A 16,232-nucleotide genomic window follows, 5' to 3' on the forward strand; every position below is an offset into this window, starting at 1 on the left:
GTGTGGTTAAAGCGGCTTGTGGCAACATCCAATAGCGAAACACAAATTTTATGAGTCTGCCATTCCCTTGCTACCTTTTGAAGAAAAAACGGTAAAACTTAGGTTGGCCAAGCTTTTTCCGCCATGCCTCCATGTAAGTGTAAAATACTGGAGTCAGATAGAGAGTCAATATCTGAGAGAACAGCAATCCACCAACGATCGCAATCCCCAAAGGCCGACGCGCTTCTGAACCTACTCCCGTCCCCAGAGCTATTGGGAGTGTCCCAATTAAAGCTGCCATCGTCGTCATCATAATCGGGCGGAAGCGAATCAAGCAAGCGGCATAGATGGCATCAAAGGAATTTTTCCCTTCCTTTCGCTGCGCTTCAATGGCAAAGTCCACCAGCATAATCCCGTTTTTCTTGACGATGCCTACTAGCAGGATAATGCCGATAAAAGAGTAAAGATTTAAATCAACCTGGAAAATCAGCAGCGTCAGTAATGCGCCAAAACCCGCCGAAGGCAGACCGGAAAGAATGGTGATTGGGTGAATAAAATCCTCATAGAGAATACCAAGAATCAGATAGATTACTAAAATAGACACCAACAACAGCACGCCTAAATCGTTGAAGGACTGTTGGAAGGTTTGGGCTGAACCCTGAAAGCTGGGAGTAATTGTTGAGGGTAGCATCTCACTGGCTACTTGCTTGATAGCATCTGTAGCCTGACTTAGAGATGTTCCTGGTAGGGTATCAAAAGAGATAGTTGCAGAGGGGAGTTGAGCAACGTGAGTGACAGTGAGGGGGCCGACATTCTGGGTGATATTGGCGATCGCACTCAGAGGAACCTGTTTTCCTGTACTCGATTGCACATAGAGTAGCGATAGGGCACTGGGATCTCGTTGAAACTCCGGTTTCACTTCTAAGATTACATAAAATTGGTCATTTGGGGTATAGATAGTTGATACCTGGCTGGAACCATAGGCAGCGCTGAGGGTTTGTTCAACTTCTTGGGCGGTAATCCCAAGCGTTGCAGCTTTATTGTGGTCAACTTGGACTTGGATTTGGGGAGTGCTGAGTTGTAAATCGCTGTCAACGTCCCGGAGTCCTGGTAGGGTTCTGACTTTCTCCAGAAGTTTAGGAACGTATTGGCGCAGGTCTTGTAAATTCAAGCTCTGCAACGTGAACTGATAAGTAGAATTAGTTTGTTGACCACCGATGGGAATGGCTGGCGGAGAGCGGAGGAATGTCTTAACCCCAACTACACGTCTCAACTTGGGGGTTAACTCTTGAATAATTTCGTCAGCACTCAGTTGACGTTGAGAACGTGGCTTGAGCCGAATTGTAATTCGCCCAGAGTTGACTGAGGCGTTAGGCCCACTTGCACCCACAATCGAGTCAACTGCTTCAATGTTGGGGTCTTGACGAATGATATCAACAACCTTTTGCTGGTGACGCCGCATATCATCAAAAGAAATATCTTGCGCTCCTTTGGTGTTCGCCATTAGTTGTCCGGTGTCTTCAGTGGGAATAAATCCTTTGGGAACGATGACGAACAAATAAACGGTCATTATCAGCAAAATGCCAGAACCAATCAGTGTCATCAGGCGGTATTTTAAGATCGGCTTGAGCGTCCAATCATATCCTTGCAGTAGTAAATCAAATACCCGTTCTGAAACTCGATACACCAGATTTGGTCTTTGCTGATGGGATGAAGTTAAGAATCGACTGCACAACATTGGCGTGAGACTGAGGGAAACAAAACCCGAAACCAAAATTGCCACAGCGATCGTCACGGCAAATTCATGAAATAATTTACCGATTATTCCACTCATAAACATGATCGGGATGAACACCGCCACTAGGGAGAGGGTCATTGACAAAATTGTGAAGCTGATTTCTTTTGATCCCTTCAATGCCGCGTCTAGGGGAGATTCGCCCATTTCTCGATAACGGACGATATTTTCCAATACGACGATCGCATCATCCACAACAAAGCCCACAGAGAGGGTCAACGCCATTAGGGAGAGGTTGTCTAGGGAGAAGCCCGACAGATACATTACAGCAAAAGTGCCAATAATCGCTACAGGTAGCGCCAAACTGGGAATTAGCGTCGCAGTTATGTCACGCAAAAATAAGAAAATCACCAAGACAACTAGACAAACTGAGAGAACCAAGGTAAACTTTACATCGCTGACAGAGGCTCGGATTGTTTGGGAGCGATCATACATAATTCCCATCTCAATCGATTTGGGAACTTGTTCACGTAGTGTAGGTAAAAGTTTCTGAATGGCATCAACAATATTTACAGTATTAGCTCCCGGCTGCGGCTGCACGGCAAGAACAACGGAATGGCGGTTTGTTACCTTCTGATCGCTATACAAATTTGAGACTTTGACGTTTTGTTCACTGTCAATCACCTGCCCCAAATCCTGGAGACGCACGGGCGCACCATTTTTATAAGTTACAATCAGCTGGCGATAGCTGGCAGCATCGGTGAGTTGACCGTTCGCCTGAATCGTATAGGTTTTATAAGTGTTAGAGAGACTGCCGGTTGGTAAGTTGACATTTCCCTGTTGAATTGCAGTTTTTACCTGAGTTAAACCAATTCCCCGCGATGCCAACTCTCGCGGGTCAAGCTGGACGCGGACTGCATATTGCTGTTGACCAAATACCTGTACTTGAGCAACACCATTAATCATTGAGATTGGCTGACCAACTGTTACCTCTGCGTATTCATCTACTGTAGAGATTGGCTGTGTCTCAGAATACATATAGAGGAAGAGAACTGGTGAGACAGACGGGTTAACTTTGCGGTAAGTGGGGGGGTGAGGCATTCCGGCGGGCAGTTGTCCTGCTGCTGCTGAGATGGCTGCCTGCACATCTTTTGCAGCATCCTCCACTCTGCGGCTAAAGTCAAATTGTAGGGAAATGTTGGTGCTGCCGGTTGAACTGGTGGAATTGAATGAATTGAGTCCGGCAATTTCAGTAAACTGTCTTTCTAGGGGTGCGGCGACCGAAGATGACATTGTTTCTGGAGTAGCACCAGGGAGACTAGCTGAGACAGAAATAAAAGGATATTCAACGTTAGGCAGCGCACTGATGGGTAACAGGAAATAACTCATCAGACCGAAGATGAGGATACCCATCATTACCAAGGTGGTCATGACTGGACGACGAATGAAGAGTTCTGAAAGGTTCATGGGTTGTGTTATCCCAGAAATGTGATCGGTATGTGCAATGAAATCGCTGAGTCTGTATTGTTTTAGGTTTATATTTCATAAGGGCAAATATAGGACAATCCCTTTCCACTCCGACTGATCGCTGTAATTAACCAGCAGCAGTAATTCATCAATTGCCTGTCTAATCGGCATCCGGTCATTCACTACAAACAAACCCAACATTTGCTCTCCCTTTAACAATCGCTCGTAAGCGAAATCTGGCATTGTTGCACGGTCATGAGTAAGGAGTATGCGATCGCTTGCTGCTGCCCAATTTAAAATTGCTGGGTCATCTACTTCCTGCAAACCAACATCCTGAACCCGAAGTAAGTCAAGATTCGGTTGACGCAGAAATAGTCCTCGCACAATATCGCCATTGAAATTCTCATCGCTCAATAACTTCAGCATTGACATTTTTTAAGATTATTGCTGGGCTAATAAGCGAGAACGAATTAGGCTCAAATCAGGTTGAACATTTGACAAACGTTGATGAACAGATTCAGCTAATTGTTCACGTTCAACGAGGTATGCTTCCACAGCATCTCGATGTCGAAGGTAGTAACCAATAGTCAGGTATACATCAGATAATGACAAGGATGAGTAACGCCCAACAATAGATTCAGGAGATGCACCATCTTGAAAGCTACGAATCACCATTTCTAGCAAAACCCTTGTATTACCTACTCGAATTGCACCTGTTGCATCTTCACTTAAGGGAGGAATTTCTTGTTCTATTGTTAAAGTCATAGTGTCATTATTCCAGAAACGCTAGGATCTAAATTTTAGTGTGGTACTACTTGGTAATTGGTAATTTGTAATTCGTAAGGCTATATTACCTGTTGAAAATCACGATCGTCCGCCTGTAAATGAGAAGACTCGACGGAACTTAACTTGACTGAGCTTTTTCCGCCACGATTCCATGTAGATATAGAACACGGGCGTTAAATACAGGGTCAATATCTGAGAAAATACCAGTCCGCCTACAACTGCAATACCTAGAGGACGGCGGGATTCTGAGCCAGCCCCAAATCCGATCGCTATTGGTAAAGTTCCCATGAGTGCTGCCATTGTCGTCATCATAATCGGGCGAAAACGCACCAAGCAGGCTTGATAAATCGCCTCAGATGGCTTTTTCGATTCATTTCGCTGGGCTTCAATGGCAAAGTCTACCATCATGATCCCGTTTTTCTTGACGATACCTACCAAGAGAATTATGCCGATGAAGGAGTAAACATTCAGTTCGACATGGAATATTATCAGCGTTAACAATGCGCCAAAACCTGCTGAAGGCAAACCGGAAAGAATCGTAATCGGGTGAATGAAATCCTCATAAAGAACACCCAAAATCAAATAAATTACTAGAACAGCGATCGCTAACAGTAAACCTAAACTCGGCAGTGAACTTTGAAATACCTGGCTTGCGCCCTTAAAGTTGGTGCTAATGCTAGCAGGAATCACCTGATCAATCAGTTTTTCAATCTCTTGGTTGGCATTTCCCAAGGAAACACCAGGAGCGAGGTTAAAGGAAATAGTGGCGGCGTTCATCCGACCGTTATGATTGACCATTAACGGGCTGACTCCCTGAGATAGTTTAGCGAATGTCTTTAGAGGGACTGCCACTCCAGTGCTGGAGTTAATGTATAAAGTCAACAGAGCGTTGATATCCTGCTGATACTGGGGTGCTAATTCCAGAATCACCTGATACTCATTGGTCGCTGCATAGATGGTTGATACTTGGTAAGAACCGTAGGCATTTCTCAGGGTATTTTCGATTTGCTCGGCGGTGATTCCATAAGTTGAAGCTTTATCGCGGTCAATGTCAATTTGAATTTGGGAAGCAAACTGTAAATCGCTGTTGACATCCTGGAGTTCTGTCAAGTTTTTCATCTTGACAACAAGTTGAGGAACATACTCCTGTAAGGGTTTGACATCAGAACTCTGGAGTGCTAATTGATAAAGTCCTGTACTTTGTTGAGCGCCAATCGGAATCGCTGGGGGATTTTGTAAAAATACTTGGATACCTGGAACAGTGGCGAGTTTGGTTCGCAAATTTTGAATGATTTCATCAGCACCAAGTTGGCGCTGCGATCGCGGTTTTAACCGAATAAACAAACTCCCGGAATTGGCTGCAACTGCTGCCCCACTGCCACTAGCACTGGCTCCCGCCCCGATATTGGAGTTGACTGCATCTATGTTTGGGTCTTGGCGGATCAGGTTAGCAACTGTCTGCTGATGCTGGACAAGATTATCGAAGGATGCATCTTGGGCTGCTTGAGTAATGCCTGTAATTTGTCCGGTATCTTGGCTAGGAATAAAGCCTTTGGGAACTATCACCAACAGCCCAACTGTCACCACGAATAGAACAACGGATAAAATCATCGTAGTAAAGTGATATTTTAAGACTTTTTTCAGACTCCAATCGTACAGACCCAGCAAGCGATCGAACACATATTCGGAAGCTTGATATAACCGACTTTGATGGGCATGATCCACAGGACGTAGAAAACGGCTGCACAACATCGGAGTCAGACTCAAAGACACAAAACCAGATACGAGAATTGCAACTGTGATCGTCACAGCAAATTCATGAAATAATCGTCCCAGCACTTCACTCATGAACAACATGGGGATGAAGACTGCAACTAAGGAAAGCGTCATTGATAGGATTGTGAAACCAATTTCTCTCGACCCATTCAACGCCGCTTCTAGGGGACGTTCCCCCATTTCCATGTGACGGACGATATTTTCTAGCATGACGATCGCATCATCCACTACGAAGCCCACAGAAAGGGTCAAGGCCATCAGCGACAAGTTATCTAGTGAGTAGTGCAGCAAATACATTACTGCAAAGGTGCCAATCAGCGAAACGGGTAATGCCAAACTGGGAATCACTGTGGCCGAGAGGTTCCGCAAAAAGAGGAAAATTACTAAGATAACTAGAGCGATCGTCAAAATCAACGTAAATCTGACATCATCCACTGAATCTCGAATCGACTGAGACGCATCATAGAGAACCCCAATTTCCACGGATGCCGGAATCTGGCCTCGCAAATTCGGAAGCAATTTCTTAATCGTGTCTACGACCTGCACCGTATTGGTTCCAGGCTGTCTTTGAATGGTGAGAATAATCGCGCGGGTATTGTTGTACCAGCTTGCTACCTTGTCATTTTCTACACTGTCAATGATTCGACCCAGTTGATTGAGATAAATGGGCATTCCATCTTTGTAAGACACAATCAGCTGGCGATAAGCAGCCGCATCCTGAAGTTGTCCATTAGTCTGGACTGTAAAATTCTTATGATTTCCCGAAAGACTACCGGTAGGCAAATCGACGTTACCCTGTTGAATCGCCGTCGCCACCTGATCTAGCCCAATTTGCCGTGTTGCCAATTGCTGCGGATCAAGTTGAATTCGAGCCGCATACTTTTGGGAACCGTAAACAGCTACCTGTGCCACCCCATTGATTGTAGATAGCTTTTGCGCCAAATAAGTCTCGGCATAATTGTCTACCTGGGAAAGAGGTAGAGTAGGAGAGTCCAGATAAAGGTAAAGAATCGGTTGATCAGCAGGGTTAACCTTGCTGTATGTAGGAGGATTGGGTAAATCCGTCGCAATTTGCCCCGATGCTCCCGATATCGCTGCTTCCACATCCTGCGCCGCATCATCAATATTCCGGCTCAGGTTAAATTGCAGGGTAATTTGAGTCTGTCCCAGAGTGCTAGTTGAGTTGAGCGAATCAAGTCCAGCAATGCTAGAAAATTGCTTCTCTAAGGGACGGGCAACCGATGCTGCCATCGTTTCCGGGCTGGCTCCCGGTCGAGCGGCACTTACCTGAATTGTGGGATAATCCACACTTGGTAAATCGCTGATTGGCAGCAAGCGATAACTCATGAAACCGAAGATTAAAATCGCCGCCATCACCAGAGTTGTCATGATCGGGCGACGGATAAATGGTTCTGAGAGGTTCACGAATCACCTCCGCCTGAGTTGGGGCGTTCTCCCCCCTGCTGCCTACCCCCTGCTCCCCTTCCTCTTCTTGAGGAATTTCCATTGGCATTTGAGTCATTGCGGCCTGTTTTGATGCGGATTTTGCTACCTGAAACGAGATTCGCCTGACCATCGGTGACAATTTTATCACCTGGTTGCGGCCCTTTCTCAACCACATCTAGCCCCTGAATGGTGCTGCTAACTGTAACTGGAACATTTTGTACTGTCATGTCTGGCTTAACTACAAAGACAAACTGTCCATCCGGGCCATTCTGCACCGCTTGGCTGGGGACAACCGTTGCATTCGGTTCTTCGGTCAGGGTTAGCGTTGCGTTGACAAATTGACCGGGAAATAAATGTCCCTGAGTGTTGTCAAAGTCGCCAATCAGTTGAATTGTCCCCGTAGTGTTATCGACCGTATTATTGACAAATGCCAAAACACCTGGTACAGGATGAGCTTGATTATCGGGGAACGTTACATCTACCTTCAGCTTGCCATTCTGCATATACTTTTGTACTTGGGGCAGATTTGTTTCGGGAATGGAAAAAGCAACTTGAATCGGGCGAATTTGGGTCAGGGTAACAAGTGGAGTTGTGCTGTTGGCTTGCACCACATTGCCCAGAGTCACCAGAATATTGCCAGCGCGACCATCAATTGGCGCATAAATTTTGGCGTAAGATAATTGCACTTTGGTATTGTCCAATGCTCCCTGGTCGGAACGGACAACGGCCTGAGCATTAGCGATCGCAGCTTGATCGCCCTGAACAACAGCTCCGGCATTAGTCAGCGCCACTTGATCGCTTTTCAAAACTGCTTGAGCATTAGCGATCGCTTCTCGATCTGCTTGTAGGGTTGCTGTACTTGCCTGACTGTTGGCAACATATTGCTGTGCTTGATCCAAACTGATCGCGCCCTTCTTATACAACGAACCATAGCGATCGCTCTGTCCTTTGGCAAATTTTTCTTGCGCTTGATCCTTGGCTAAAGTCGCCTGGGCTTGTCGCACCAAGGCTTGGTCTTTGACTAAAGTCGCCCTAGCTTGGTCTACCTGACCCAAGTCTCTAGCTAATGTAGCTTTTGCTTGTTGTACCGAGGCTTGGTCTTTCGCTACAGTTCCTTGAGCTTGCTGGATTGCAGCAGTTTGCGATCGGTCATCCAGGGTAAACAAAAGTTGTCCCTTTTTCACATCTTGACCTTTCTTAAAATAAACTCCAATGATCCGTCCACTAGCTTCGGGCGTAATTGATACTGTAGACCCCGATTGCACATTGCCAATCGCCTGCAATTGTACCGGAACCGTTTTTTGTGTCACCATTGCCACAGTTACAGGTGTTGCTTGCTGCCGATTACGCCCAGATTTTTCAGTTTTGTCTGACTTGGCTGCACCCGCATGTATACCCAAAAAACCCAGCCCAGCCAGCAATATCACCCCCAAAATTACCATACTAATCTTTCTTGGCGATCGTGGTAGCTTCGGCTCTATACTGTTTTCAGTCAAACTCTCATTAGCAATTTCATGGTTCATCAGAACCTCCACTGGATTTTAGTTTATTAAAAACAGAATTCAGTATGATCGGACTTAAGTAAAATATCTCTCAAACTCTCATTTCTCCGTGTCCTCTGCGCTTTTGCGGTTCGTTATTCCGAACTAATTGATTAGTTGCCATCATTTTCTGCTTGGCTTTTTTCCCTTGATTTAGCTGCTGAAGTAATTGCTGTTCACTTAACTGCATCTGGTTAGCCCATTCTGGCAGTGTGGGCGTCTGCTTTAATTCAACAGCCAGTTTTTTGGATTCAGCAAGTTATTGTCATCATCTGTTGAATTTGTTGGGTACAAAAAATTTCTTGTTCCTGGGTTAACAGAGGTATCCGTCCAATTTATTGAAGATAAGTACGTACTGTATCAGTTGTATATTGAAATGTTTTGCTTGTGTTATAGCTTTGGGATCTGGAGATGTTAAGTTATTCATAGTAAGTTAGCCTCTGCCTATTAATTAAGGGATTTTTTATTAGGAAAAAACCGCAGATAATGACTCGACGAGCCATAAAGGTTTTTATAAAGAAACCAAGTATCAAGCACTAACTCCAAAAGAGCAATCAACACCCAAATTGCTAGAGAAACAATTACAGGTAGGCTGAGATCAGGGAACTTCCTTTGCAAATCGATAATGCCAAATAACAGCAAAAATAAGAGCGAAACTCCCAGGAGAAAGGACAACTTGATGATCGCAAGAATGAAACGGCTCATCTCTAGGATGCGATTGTAAAGCCTGGAAAATCCCTCTAAGATTTCTTCGATGTTATTGATGACAAGTAAAATTTGTTGTCGGTGCAGATGGGTAGCTAAGGAGCATTGTTGCTGCACTTGCGCCCATTCATATTCATTCTTGAAATTATCTAAAAGCTTGTCCAAAGGTAGCATCTGGGAACTAGTTGCCCAAATTGGTAAATCTTTTAAATGCAAGGGAACTAAATAGTTAATTAACGCTATCAGAGTTTCAGCAAAATTACTGAGTTCGGGGGGAAGAGACTGAGTTAGACGAATGAGTTGGTCAATCTGAATCTGAAGTGTATAGTAGTCCTCATGCTGCCTTTGAGCGATCAACTGACTATTAAACGTCAAGAAAACAATTAACACCCCCAATAAAGCAGCTAGGGACTGGGATACAGCAGAAAAGAATTCAATCGCCACCTGTTTAGGCACTGTCAGCCAGGGGGCATTTTCCCGCATAGCAAAAACCAGAGTGACAACAAATGCAAGTCCGATGATCGCGAGTTGATGGTGGGTAACAGTAGCTATGACTGTCCGCACTAGGGGAGTGTTACTGAGTTTAACCAGGATTTGCAGACCTGGGACTGGTTCACAAATTTGAAGTCGTTGGGCTTTGCGGGTTGACATGATTGAAAGTGGCGATAGTAGATATTGTCAAAAGTATTCCATACACTTATTCGCCACGCTGTAAACTTACATGATTGGTCACAGACTGAATCAATTTGCTCTCTTCAGCAACCGCCCTAGCATACTGAGGATCAGCTAATGTCCCCAAGGTTCGGTTTTGCACTAATGCTTTCAGTTGTGCCTTAGTTAACTCCACAGTAATATCTGGTACAATGCCTACATGATTGATATCTCGACCTTTAGGTGTGTAGTATTTGGCGATCGTTAGTTTCAGCGCTGAACCATCAGAAAGTGGCTCTACAGATTGAACTAAACCTTTACCGAAGGTGCGAGTCCCTACTAACGTGGCGCGATTGTCATCTTGTAACGCTCCTGATAGAATTTCGCTGGCGCTGGCAGATCCCTTATCGACTAGTATCACTAAGGGTTTGTTGGTGAGAGGATGTCCCGACGCCTTGTAACTATCTTTAACTTGGTCTCGATTTACCAAAGACACGATCGCCCCTTGTTTCAACCACATACTGGCAATTTGCAAACTCGCATCCAGAAGTCCACCTGGGTCTGAACGCAGATCCAAAACGTAGCCCTGCACCTGCTGTTTTTCTAATGCTTGAATTGCTCGATGCATCTCTTTAGCCGCCGTTTGCGTAAACTCTGGCAAACGAATATAACCAATTTTACCTACTGGCGTTGTTTGCGTGTTGTAAGTTACAGGATGGATAGCAATATTTGCGCGGGTAAGTTTGAAAGTTTGCAATTGGCTACCCCGTTGAATCGTGAGTACTACCTTAGTTCCCGCTGGGCCAAGAATCCGCTTCACGGCATCCTCAATTTTCATCCCCTGAGTTATTTGACCGTTAATCCGGACAATTACATCGTCGGGCAAAATACCCGCCCTAAAAGCAGGCGTTCCTTCAATCGGGGCAATAACGGTTAAGGCTTTAGTTTTTTCATTCTGTGCCAGTTCCAGCCCTACACCACTGAGGTTGCCAGAAAGGTCGTTATTTAGGGCTTGAAATTCCTGGGGGTCGAAAAACTCCGTGTAGCGATCGCCTAATTTAGCCACCATTTCTTGAATTGCCCCATAAGCCTGTTTCTGGGAACTATAGGAGCGGTTAACATACTGCTGGCGAATTGCTTTCCAATCTTGATGGTTAAAGCTGACATCAACATAATTTTTATCTAGGATTTGCCACACCTCATCCACGAGTTTTTGGGGGCTAGTTTGGGGTTTACCTAGAGCTTTGGAAGCGTATAAACTTGTTCCTGCTAGGATTGCGGCAATAACGGCGAGTTCTATCTTGACAATCAATTTTTGCTTTAACATACTTCAATTATTGAAGAATAATACAGAATTCAGAATGCAATCACTGTGGGACTGAATATCCCCAGACGTACATAATTACTTCTGAATTATAATGACTAATTACTGAATTCTGTTTTGAGAAAACTACTAAGAATTATCTTGAGATTTCCCTTTGCGGTGGGGATAGGCAGTCTTAAAAATATCCTGAATTTTAGTTTTTTGTTCAGTCGTGAGATTCAGGCTCAACACTGCCTTACGCATTTTTTCACCTTGTTGCAATTTCGCTGACAATTGCTTTACTTGATCTGGGGTTAGAACTGCCTCAACTTGCTTGCGAACTGCTTCACGCTTTTCGGCGCGTTCTGGCGTATTCGATGCCGGAGAGTTTGTCGTAGAAGTATTAGATACCTTTGTCCCATTGTCCCCTTGAGACACATCTGGAGACTTAGAACTAGTGCAACCTGTCATTCCTCCAATAAAGATAGTTGCAAGTAGCAAGGTTGGTAAAATTATCTGTTTTTTAATCATTTACTTCTCTGGTTTTTGTTGTGTGTAATCCGACTGTTCTGACCAAAGAGGTAGGGGGCAGGGGGCATTGGGGATTGGAGATGAGTCTTTAATACTCGCTGACGAGTCTTTGAACTCCGTTAATGAGTCTTTGATACTCGTTAATGAGTCTTCGATACTCGTGAACGAGTTTTTGAACTCACTCCCTTGCCCCCTGCCCCTTTTCCTCTTCAGTGACTGTTTAAAAGATGTTTGAAAAGTTACTGCTTTACTCACACCAGCTAATCTTAAAAGTTGGGATGGGTTTGTGCATGAGCTAGAATTCCTAACCTGACCAGTAAAAAAGTACTCAAGTTATTGTGACTTTTTTCCTAATTTAGAAATAATTAATCAGTCGAAATGGCTCTATCGATACTAGAGACAGATTCGTTATATAAGGAAGAAGAGTTTCATCCTAAAATTGTGAAAATACCTATGGTTTTGTTACAAAGACCATTGAGTTGGAACAGTTCTATGGTTCGCTTGACCTACCCATCGTTTCGTCTATTGCTTTACCTAGAGTGGCTGTTATTAGCCACGGCAATGTTCATGGAAGTTCTGCTGCCGTTTGAGTTGTCCTGGTCGTTGCCGCTACGAGTTGTGGCGATCGCAACTTTCAGCTTGATGGGCTTGAGACTACCAATGGTGAAGCTGGAAACAAAATTACTTTATACAGCTCTGGAATTCGGTTTAATTTTGCTGCCAACAACTCAACATAGCTTATCTAGTCGTTCCGTTTTCCTCCTGTGTCTGGTACTGGTGATGCGGAGTTGTCTGGTATTTAAGCAATCAGGACAGTTGCTTGTCTTGGGTTTATCTCTGCTTACTTATGGAACACTGCTTTTGTCAAGACCGATTGTACCTAAGAATTTTATGCCAGATTTGATCGCTATGTCTTGGGATTGGCGATTAAGTAATATATTATTGTTTAGCTTAACGTTAGTATTCGCTTTGTTGTTAATTAATGCCCTGCTTGCAGAGCGCCAAAGTCGAGAGCAGTTAGAAATTGCCCATCAGCAATTAGAGATAACCAATCAACAATTGTGCCAGTATGCGCTACGGATTGAAGATCAGGCAACCTTGCAAGAACGCAACCGAATTGCCCGCGAAATTCATGATGGGTTGGGACACACTCTAGCCGCCCAAACCATTCAAATTAATAACACCCTGTTGTTCTGGGAATCAAATAATCACAAAGCATTGACATTTCTCAAACAAGCAAAGCAATTAGGGGCTGAGGCACTGCTGGAAATTCGGCGATCGCTTTCTGTTTTGCGTTCAAATCCTTTGCTAGGGCAATCTCTCAAATCTGCCATTGAAAAGCTGCTGACAGATTTTCAGCAAACCACAGGTATTGAACCTTCCTGTAAAATTGATCTACCGCACACTTTACCAACAGAAGTAAACACCGCCCTTTATCGCATTGTGCAAGAATCGCTGACAAATATTTGCAAACACGCTCAGGCAACGAGTGTCACCGTTGGACTACTGGCTCACGCTGGGATGATTCATTTGTCAATCGAAGATAATGGAAAAGGGTTTAACCCTACTCAAAATACAACCGGGTTTGGACTACAAGGGATGCGAGAACGGGCGGTTGCACTGGGCGGTCAGTTGAATCTCCACAGCCAACTAGGAACAGGTTGCTGTATTTCTGTTTCTTTGCCACTATCAAAGCTAGCTTATGATTCGGATTTTATTAGTTGACGATCAGCATCTTATTCGCCAGGGACTTAAGAGTATGCTTGAGTCGAATGCCCAGATGCAGGTAATCGGTGAAGCGGAGAATGGGCAACGGGCACTCGAGGTGATTGCGGCACTGCAACCTGATATTGTGCTAATGGATATCCGAATGCCTGTAATGGATGGAGTTGCGACAACAAAGGCGATCGCTCAACAATATCCTGAGATTAAGGTTCTCGTCCTCACCACCTTCGATGATGATGAGTATGTTTACCAGGCAATGCGGCTGGGTGCAAAGGGCTATTTGCTCAAGGACACCGAACCTGATGAACTAATGTTGGCAATTCGATCCGTCTACAAGGGACAAACCCTACTCGGCCCAGGATTGTTTGAGAAAGCACTTATGCCTATTGCCGCACCTGTCCCGTCCGTGGAACCCCCTCCAGAATTGGCGCAACTTACACCCAGAGAATTAGATGTATTGCGGTTAATTGCTTGTGGAGCCAATAACCGTGAAATTGCCGAATCGCTGTTTCTTTCAGAAAATACTGTTAAGAATTATGTTACCAATATTCTGAGTCGGTTGAATTTACGCGATCGTACTCAAGCCGCTTTGTTTGCCCATTCGTTGTTTGGTGGACTTAAATAGGCTAAAGCTTTCTTCTCTCCTGCCTTATCCAAACGACAAATTTTTACGCCGACCTACTTAGCCCGGATTTCTCACAAGCAATAAAAAATCAATTTACATCACCTGATGTCAGATATTTTTTCGATACATTATCAACTCGAATTTAAGTTGGAAAATAAATTAAGTATAAATCCGTAGCTATAAAACGAAATAATCACTATTTTTGTCTTAGTACTAAAATGCGATCGCAAAAGGGGAGTTGCTTCAGTGGCACAGGTAGTGATTAGGCTCAATATTTACCTTAATCAAGGGAGAATTGTATTTTATCTCACAAGATTTCTTGTTGGACAAGTGGGTTTTGTGGGATATTTTGTACCCGACTTAATGCATTTAAAAATGGCATAGAAGCAAAGATATACCATTCCAAGCTCTTCGATTCACTACCTGATATTTTATTTGATGTTATTGTTTTTAACATCCCTTTCTTAAACAAGAAGATGGACTTTTATTTTACTTTTCTTGAGTATTTTAATTGATTGACAAAAAGTGTTTTACTTAAACTCGGCATCGCAGAACTTTTCGGTATAGTGAATTTGTTAGACAGCGCCATTTTTAAGTAACTATCACTACCTCTCGATGGCTACATCAGGCAGGCGACTCCACTCATTCCAAGAGCCATCGTAATTCCGAACATTCGGATAGCCCAATAAATACTTCAAGACAAACCAAGTAAATCCAGAACGCCCACCGATGGCACAGTAGGGAAACACTTCCTTATCAACCGTAATCCCCTTACTGTTATAAAGATTTTTCAATTCGTTGAATGATTTAAAAGTTCCATCCTCGTTGAGAGTTAAGATATGCTCAAGATGCACTGCACCTGGAATATGCCCGGTGAGTTCACCTTCTTTTGGTGGCTGATTGAAAAACCACTCACCAGAATATTCTTCAAGTGTTCGGACATCCAACAACACGCGTAGGCGTAGCCCGTCGTAGACATCGCCTAGACCAATCGATGTCTGAACTTCATTATGTAATACTCTGAGACGATCATCAGGAGTTTTGGCATGGTAATCAGTGTCAGGAAACGTAGATAACTCAGTTGCTAGTGGACGACCTTCTGACTTCCATTTCTGGTAGCCGCCATTGAGAACTCGTACATTCTCATGCCCAAAGACTTTCAACAACCAGAAAATCCAGGCTCCTATACCAGGATAACTGCCATAGGCAATCACTGTTGTGTCATTAGTGATGCCTGAACGTGCCATCAACCTCTCAAAAGCGATCACATCCAAATTCATCTTTAAATCGGGCAATAGTAAGTCTGTAAAGATGTTCCAGAAAACAGCGCCAGGTATGTGAGCATTTTTGTACGGCTCTGGACTGATATCCACTTCGATAATGCGGACATTTGGCTTGTTGAGATGATTTGCAAGCCACTGGGTATCAACGAGAACGGATGGATGAGCGTATTGGGACACTTAATATTTCTCCTGTAATCACGCTAAAAGAATTAAAAGTTGTGTTTCCTTTTCGGATTTAGTCTTGATTGTGCTTGGGAAATACGATGTGCGATATCTGATGAACTAAGGTTGTGGAAATAGAGAATAAGGAAAAGCCGATGAGTGGGTGGAACACTGCTAAAGGAAAAGAAGTTTTCAAGTGAATTGTGAGAAATTGCAGTCCCAGCAGCACGGGGATACTTGCTGTAAGGCTCTGGACTCTTGGGGGAAACGGAATCAAAAACACCCATATCAACAAAATTAGTGAGAGTCCGCTGTATCCTCGCACGAGCCAAATATGTAGGTTCCACCAATCAGAGTTGTAGAAGTAAGCCAGTCCAACACTGAATACTTGGATTGCTAAACAGAGATTGAAAAACACTGCTGCGATAAAAAAACTGATTTGAATCCAGCGCACGGATATTTGTGTGTCATCAATGCCAGAATTTACAGTCATGGTAAAGTAATCCAAAAAAAGCAA

14 protein-coding genes are annotated in these 16,232 nt (G+C 44.0%); 2 read left to right on the forward strand and 12 right to left on the reverse strand.

The features are described 5' to 3' along the window. Nucleotides 1-70: 70 nt before the first annotated feature. The 10 genes from V7L29_RS25605 to V7L29_RS25645 all read right to left on the reverse strand — a co-directional run bounded on the left by V7L29_RS25605 (nt 71) and on the right by V7L29_RS25645 (nt 11,920). The gene (locus tag V7L29_RS25605) at nt 71-3,181 is read right to left on the reverse strand and encodes an efflux RND transporter permease subunit (protein ID WP_334737195.1); all 3,111 of its coding nucleotides are present in this window, start codon (nt 3,179-3,181) and stop codon (nt 71-73) included. Between the two features lie 75 nt (nt 3,182-3,256). Further along, nucleotides 3,257-3,613, reverse strand: a complete 357-nt coding sequence (locus tag V7L29_RS25610; protein WP_334737196.1) for a DUF5615 family PIN-like protein — start codon at nt 3,611-3,613, stop codon at nt 3,257-3,259. Nucleotides 3,614-3,622: 9 nt separating this feature from the next. Further along, nucleotides 3,623-3,946, reverse strand: coding sequence for a DUF433 domain-containing protein (locus tag V7L29_RS25615; RefSeq protein ID WP_334737197.1), 324 nt, complete (start codon nt 3,944-3,946; stop codon nt 3,623-3,625). Nucleotides 3,947-4,045: 99 nt separating this feature from the next. Then, nucleotides 4,046-7,168 carry an efflux RND transporter permease subunit gene (locus V7L29_RS25620; RefSeq protein ID WP_334737198.1) on the reverse strand — a complete coding sequence of 1,041 codons (3,123 nt, stop codon included), beginning with the start codon at nt 7,166-7,168 and terminating at the stop codon, nt 4,046-4,048. Then, nucleotides 7,165-8,712, reverse strand: a complete 1,548-nt coding sequence (locus V7L29_RS25625) for an efflux RND transporter periplasmic adaptor subunit (protein ID WP_334690094.1) — start codon at nt 8,710-8,712, stop codon at nt 7,165-7,167. The genes V7L29_RS25620 and V7L29_RS25625 overlap by 4 nt, the downstream gene beginning before the upstream one ends. Nucleotides 8,713-8,782: 70 nt before the next feature. Further along, nucleotides 8,783-8,920 carry a hypothetical protein gene (locus V7L29_RS25630; protein ID WP_334690093.1) on the reverse strand — a complete coding sequence of 46 codons (138 nt, stop codon included), beginning with the start codon at nt 8,918-8,920 and terminating at the stop codon, nt 8,783-8,785. A gap of 61 nt (nt 8,921-8,981) precedes the next feature. Continuing rightward, a complete protein-coding gene (locus tag V7L29_RS35630; protein ID WP_442944263.1) occupies nt 8,982-9,065 on the reverse strand; it encodes a sigma-70 factor domain-containing protein in 84 nt (27 codons plus the stop codon). A gap of 112 nt (nt 9,066-9,177) precedes the next feature. Next, nucleotides 9,178-10,086: a hypothetical protein gene (locus V7L29_RS25635; protein WP_334737199.1), complete on the reverse strand. Its 909-nt coding sequence runs from the start codon at nt 10,084-10,086 to the stop codon at nt 9,178-9,180. 46 nt (nt 10,087-10,132) lie between these two features. Beyond that, the gene (locus V7L29_RS25640) at nt 10,133-11,413 is read right to left on the reverse strand and encodes a S41 family peptidase (RefSeq protein ID WP_334690091.1); all 1,281 of its coding nucleotides are present in this window, start codon (nt 11,411-11,413) and stop codon (nt 10,133-10,135) included. A 126-nt stretch (nt 11,414-11,539) separates the two neighbouring features. Next, a complete protein-coding gene (locus tag V7L29_RS25645; RefSeq protein WP_334690090.1) occupies nt 11,540-11,920 on the reverse strand; it encodes a hypothetical protein in 381 nt (126 codons plus the stop codon). A 378-nt stretch (nt 11,921-12,298) separates the two neighbouring features. Here V7L29_RS25645 and V7L29_RS25650 point away from each other — a divergent pair, with 378 nt between their 5' ends. Both V7L29_RS25650 and V7L29_RS25655 read left to right on the forward strand, forming a co-directional pair. Beyond that, a complete protein-coding gene (locus V7L29_RS25650; protein ID WP_334690089.1) occupies nt 12,299-13,645 on the forward strand; it encodes a sensor histidine kinase in 1,347 nt (448 codons plus the stop codon). Beyond that, nucleotides 13,623-14,270, forward strand: coding sequence for a response regulator transcription factor (locus V7L29_RS25655; protein ID WP_334737200.1), 648 nt, complete (start codon nt 13,623-13,625; stop codon nt 14,268-14,270). The genes V7L29_RS25650 and V7L29_RS25655 overlap by 23 nt, the downstream gene beginning before the upstream one ends. Before the next feature lie 605 nt (nt 14,271-14,875). Here the strand turns inward: V7L29_RS25655 and V7L29_RS25660 are convergent. Together V7L29_RS25660 and V7L29_RS25665 are read right to left on the reverse strand one after the other, a co-directional pair. Then, a complete protein-coding gene (locus V7L29_RS25660) occupies nt 14,876-15,730 on the reverse strand; it encodes a sulfurtransferase (protein ID WP_334737201.1) in 855 nt (284 codons plus the stop codon). 58 nt (nt 15,731-15,788) lie between these two features. Next, a complete protein-coding gene (locus V7L29_RS25665) occupies nt 15,789-16,208 on the reverse strand; it encodes a DUF6220 domain-containing protein (RefSeq protein WP_334737202.1) in 420 nt (139 codons plus the stop codon). Nucleotides 16,209-16,232 lie beyond the last annotated feature (24 nt).

It is taken from the genome of Nostoc sp. (assembly GCF_036916575.1).
Lineage (GTDB): Bacteria > Cyanobacteriota > Cyanobacteriia > Cyanobacteriales > Nostocaceae > Nostoc.

Coding starts and splice junctions, on each gene's coding strand:
- V7L29_RS25640 (WP_334690091.1), bottom strand. CDS start 11,413: ATGTTAAAGCAAAAATTGATTGTCAAGATAGAACTCGCCGTTATTGCC.
- V7L29_RS25665 (WP_334737202.1), bottom strand. CDS start 16,208: ATGACTGTAAATTCTGGCATTGATGACACACAAATATCCGTGCGCTGG.
- V7L29_RS25645 (WP_334690090.1), bottom strand. CDS start 11,920: ATGATTAAAAAACAGATAATTTTACCAACCTTGCTACTTGCAACTATC.
- V7L29_RS25625 (WP_334690094.1), bottom strand. CDS start 8,712: ATGAACCATGAAATTGCTAATGAGAGTTTGACTGAAAACAGTATAGAG.
- V7L29_RS25610 (WP_334737196.1), bottom strand. CDS start 3,613: ATGTCAATGCTGAAGTTATTGAGCGATGAGAATTTCAATGGCGATATT.
- V7L29_RS25605 (WP_334737195.1), bottom strand. CDS start 3,181: ATGAACCTTTCAGAACTCTTCATTCGTCGTCCAGTCATGACCACCTTG.
- V7L29_RS25635 (WP_334737199.1), bottom strand. CDS start 10,086: ATGTCAACCCGCAAAGCCCAACGACTTCAAATTTGTGAACCAGTCCCA.
- V7L29_RS25655 (WP_334737200.1), top strand. CDS start 13,623: ATGATTCGGATTTTATTAGTTGACGATCAGCATCTTATTCGCCAGGGA.
- V7L29_RS25630 (WP_334690093.1), bottom strand. CDS start 8,920: ATGCAGTTAAGTGAACAGCAATTACTTCAGCAGCTAAATCAAGGGAAA.
- V7L29_RS25650 (WP_334690089.1), top strand. CDS start 12,299: ATGGCTCTATCGATACTAGAGACAGATTCGTTATATAAGGAAGAAGAG.
- V7L29_RS25615 (WP_334737197.1), bottom strand. CDS start 3,946: ATGACTTTAACAATAGAACAAGAAATTCCTCCCTTAAGTGAAGATGCA.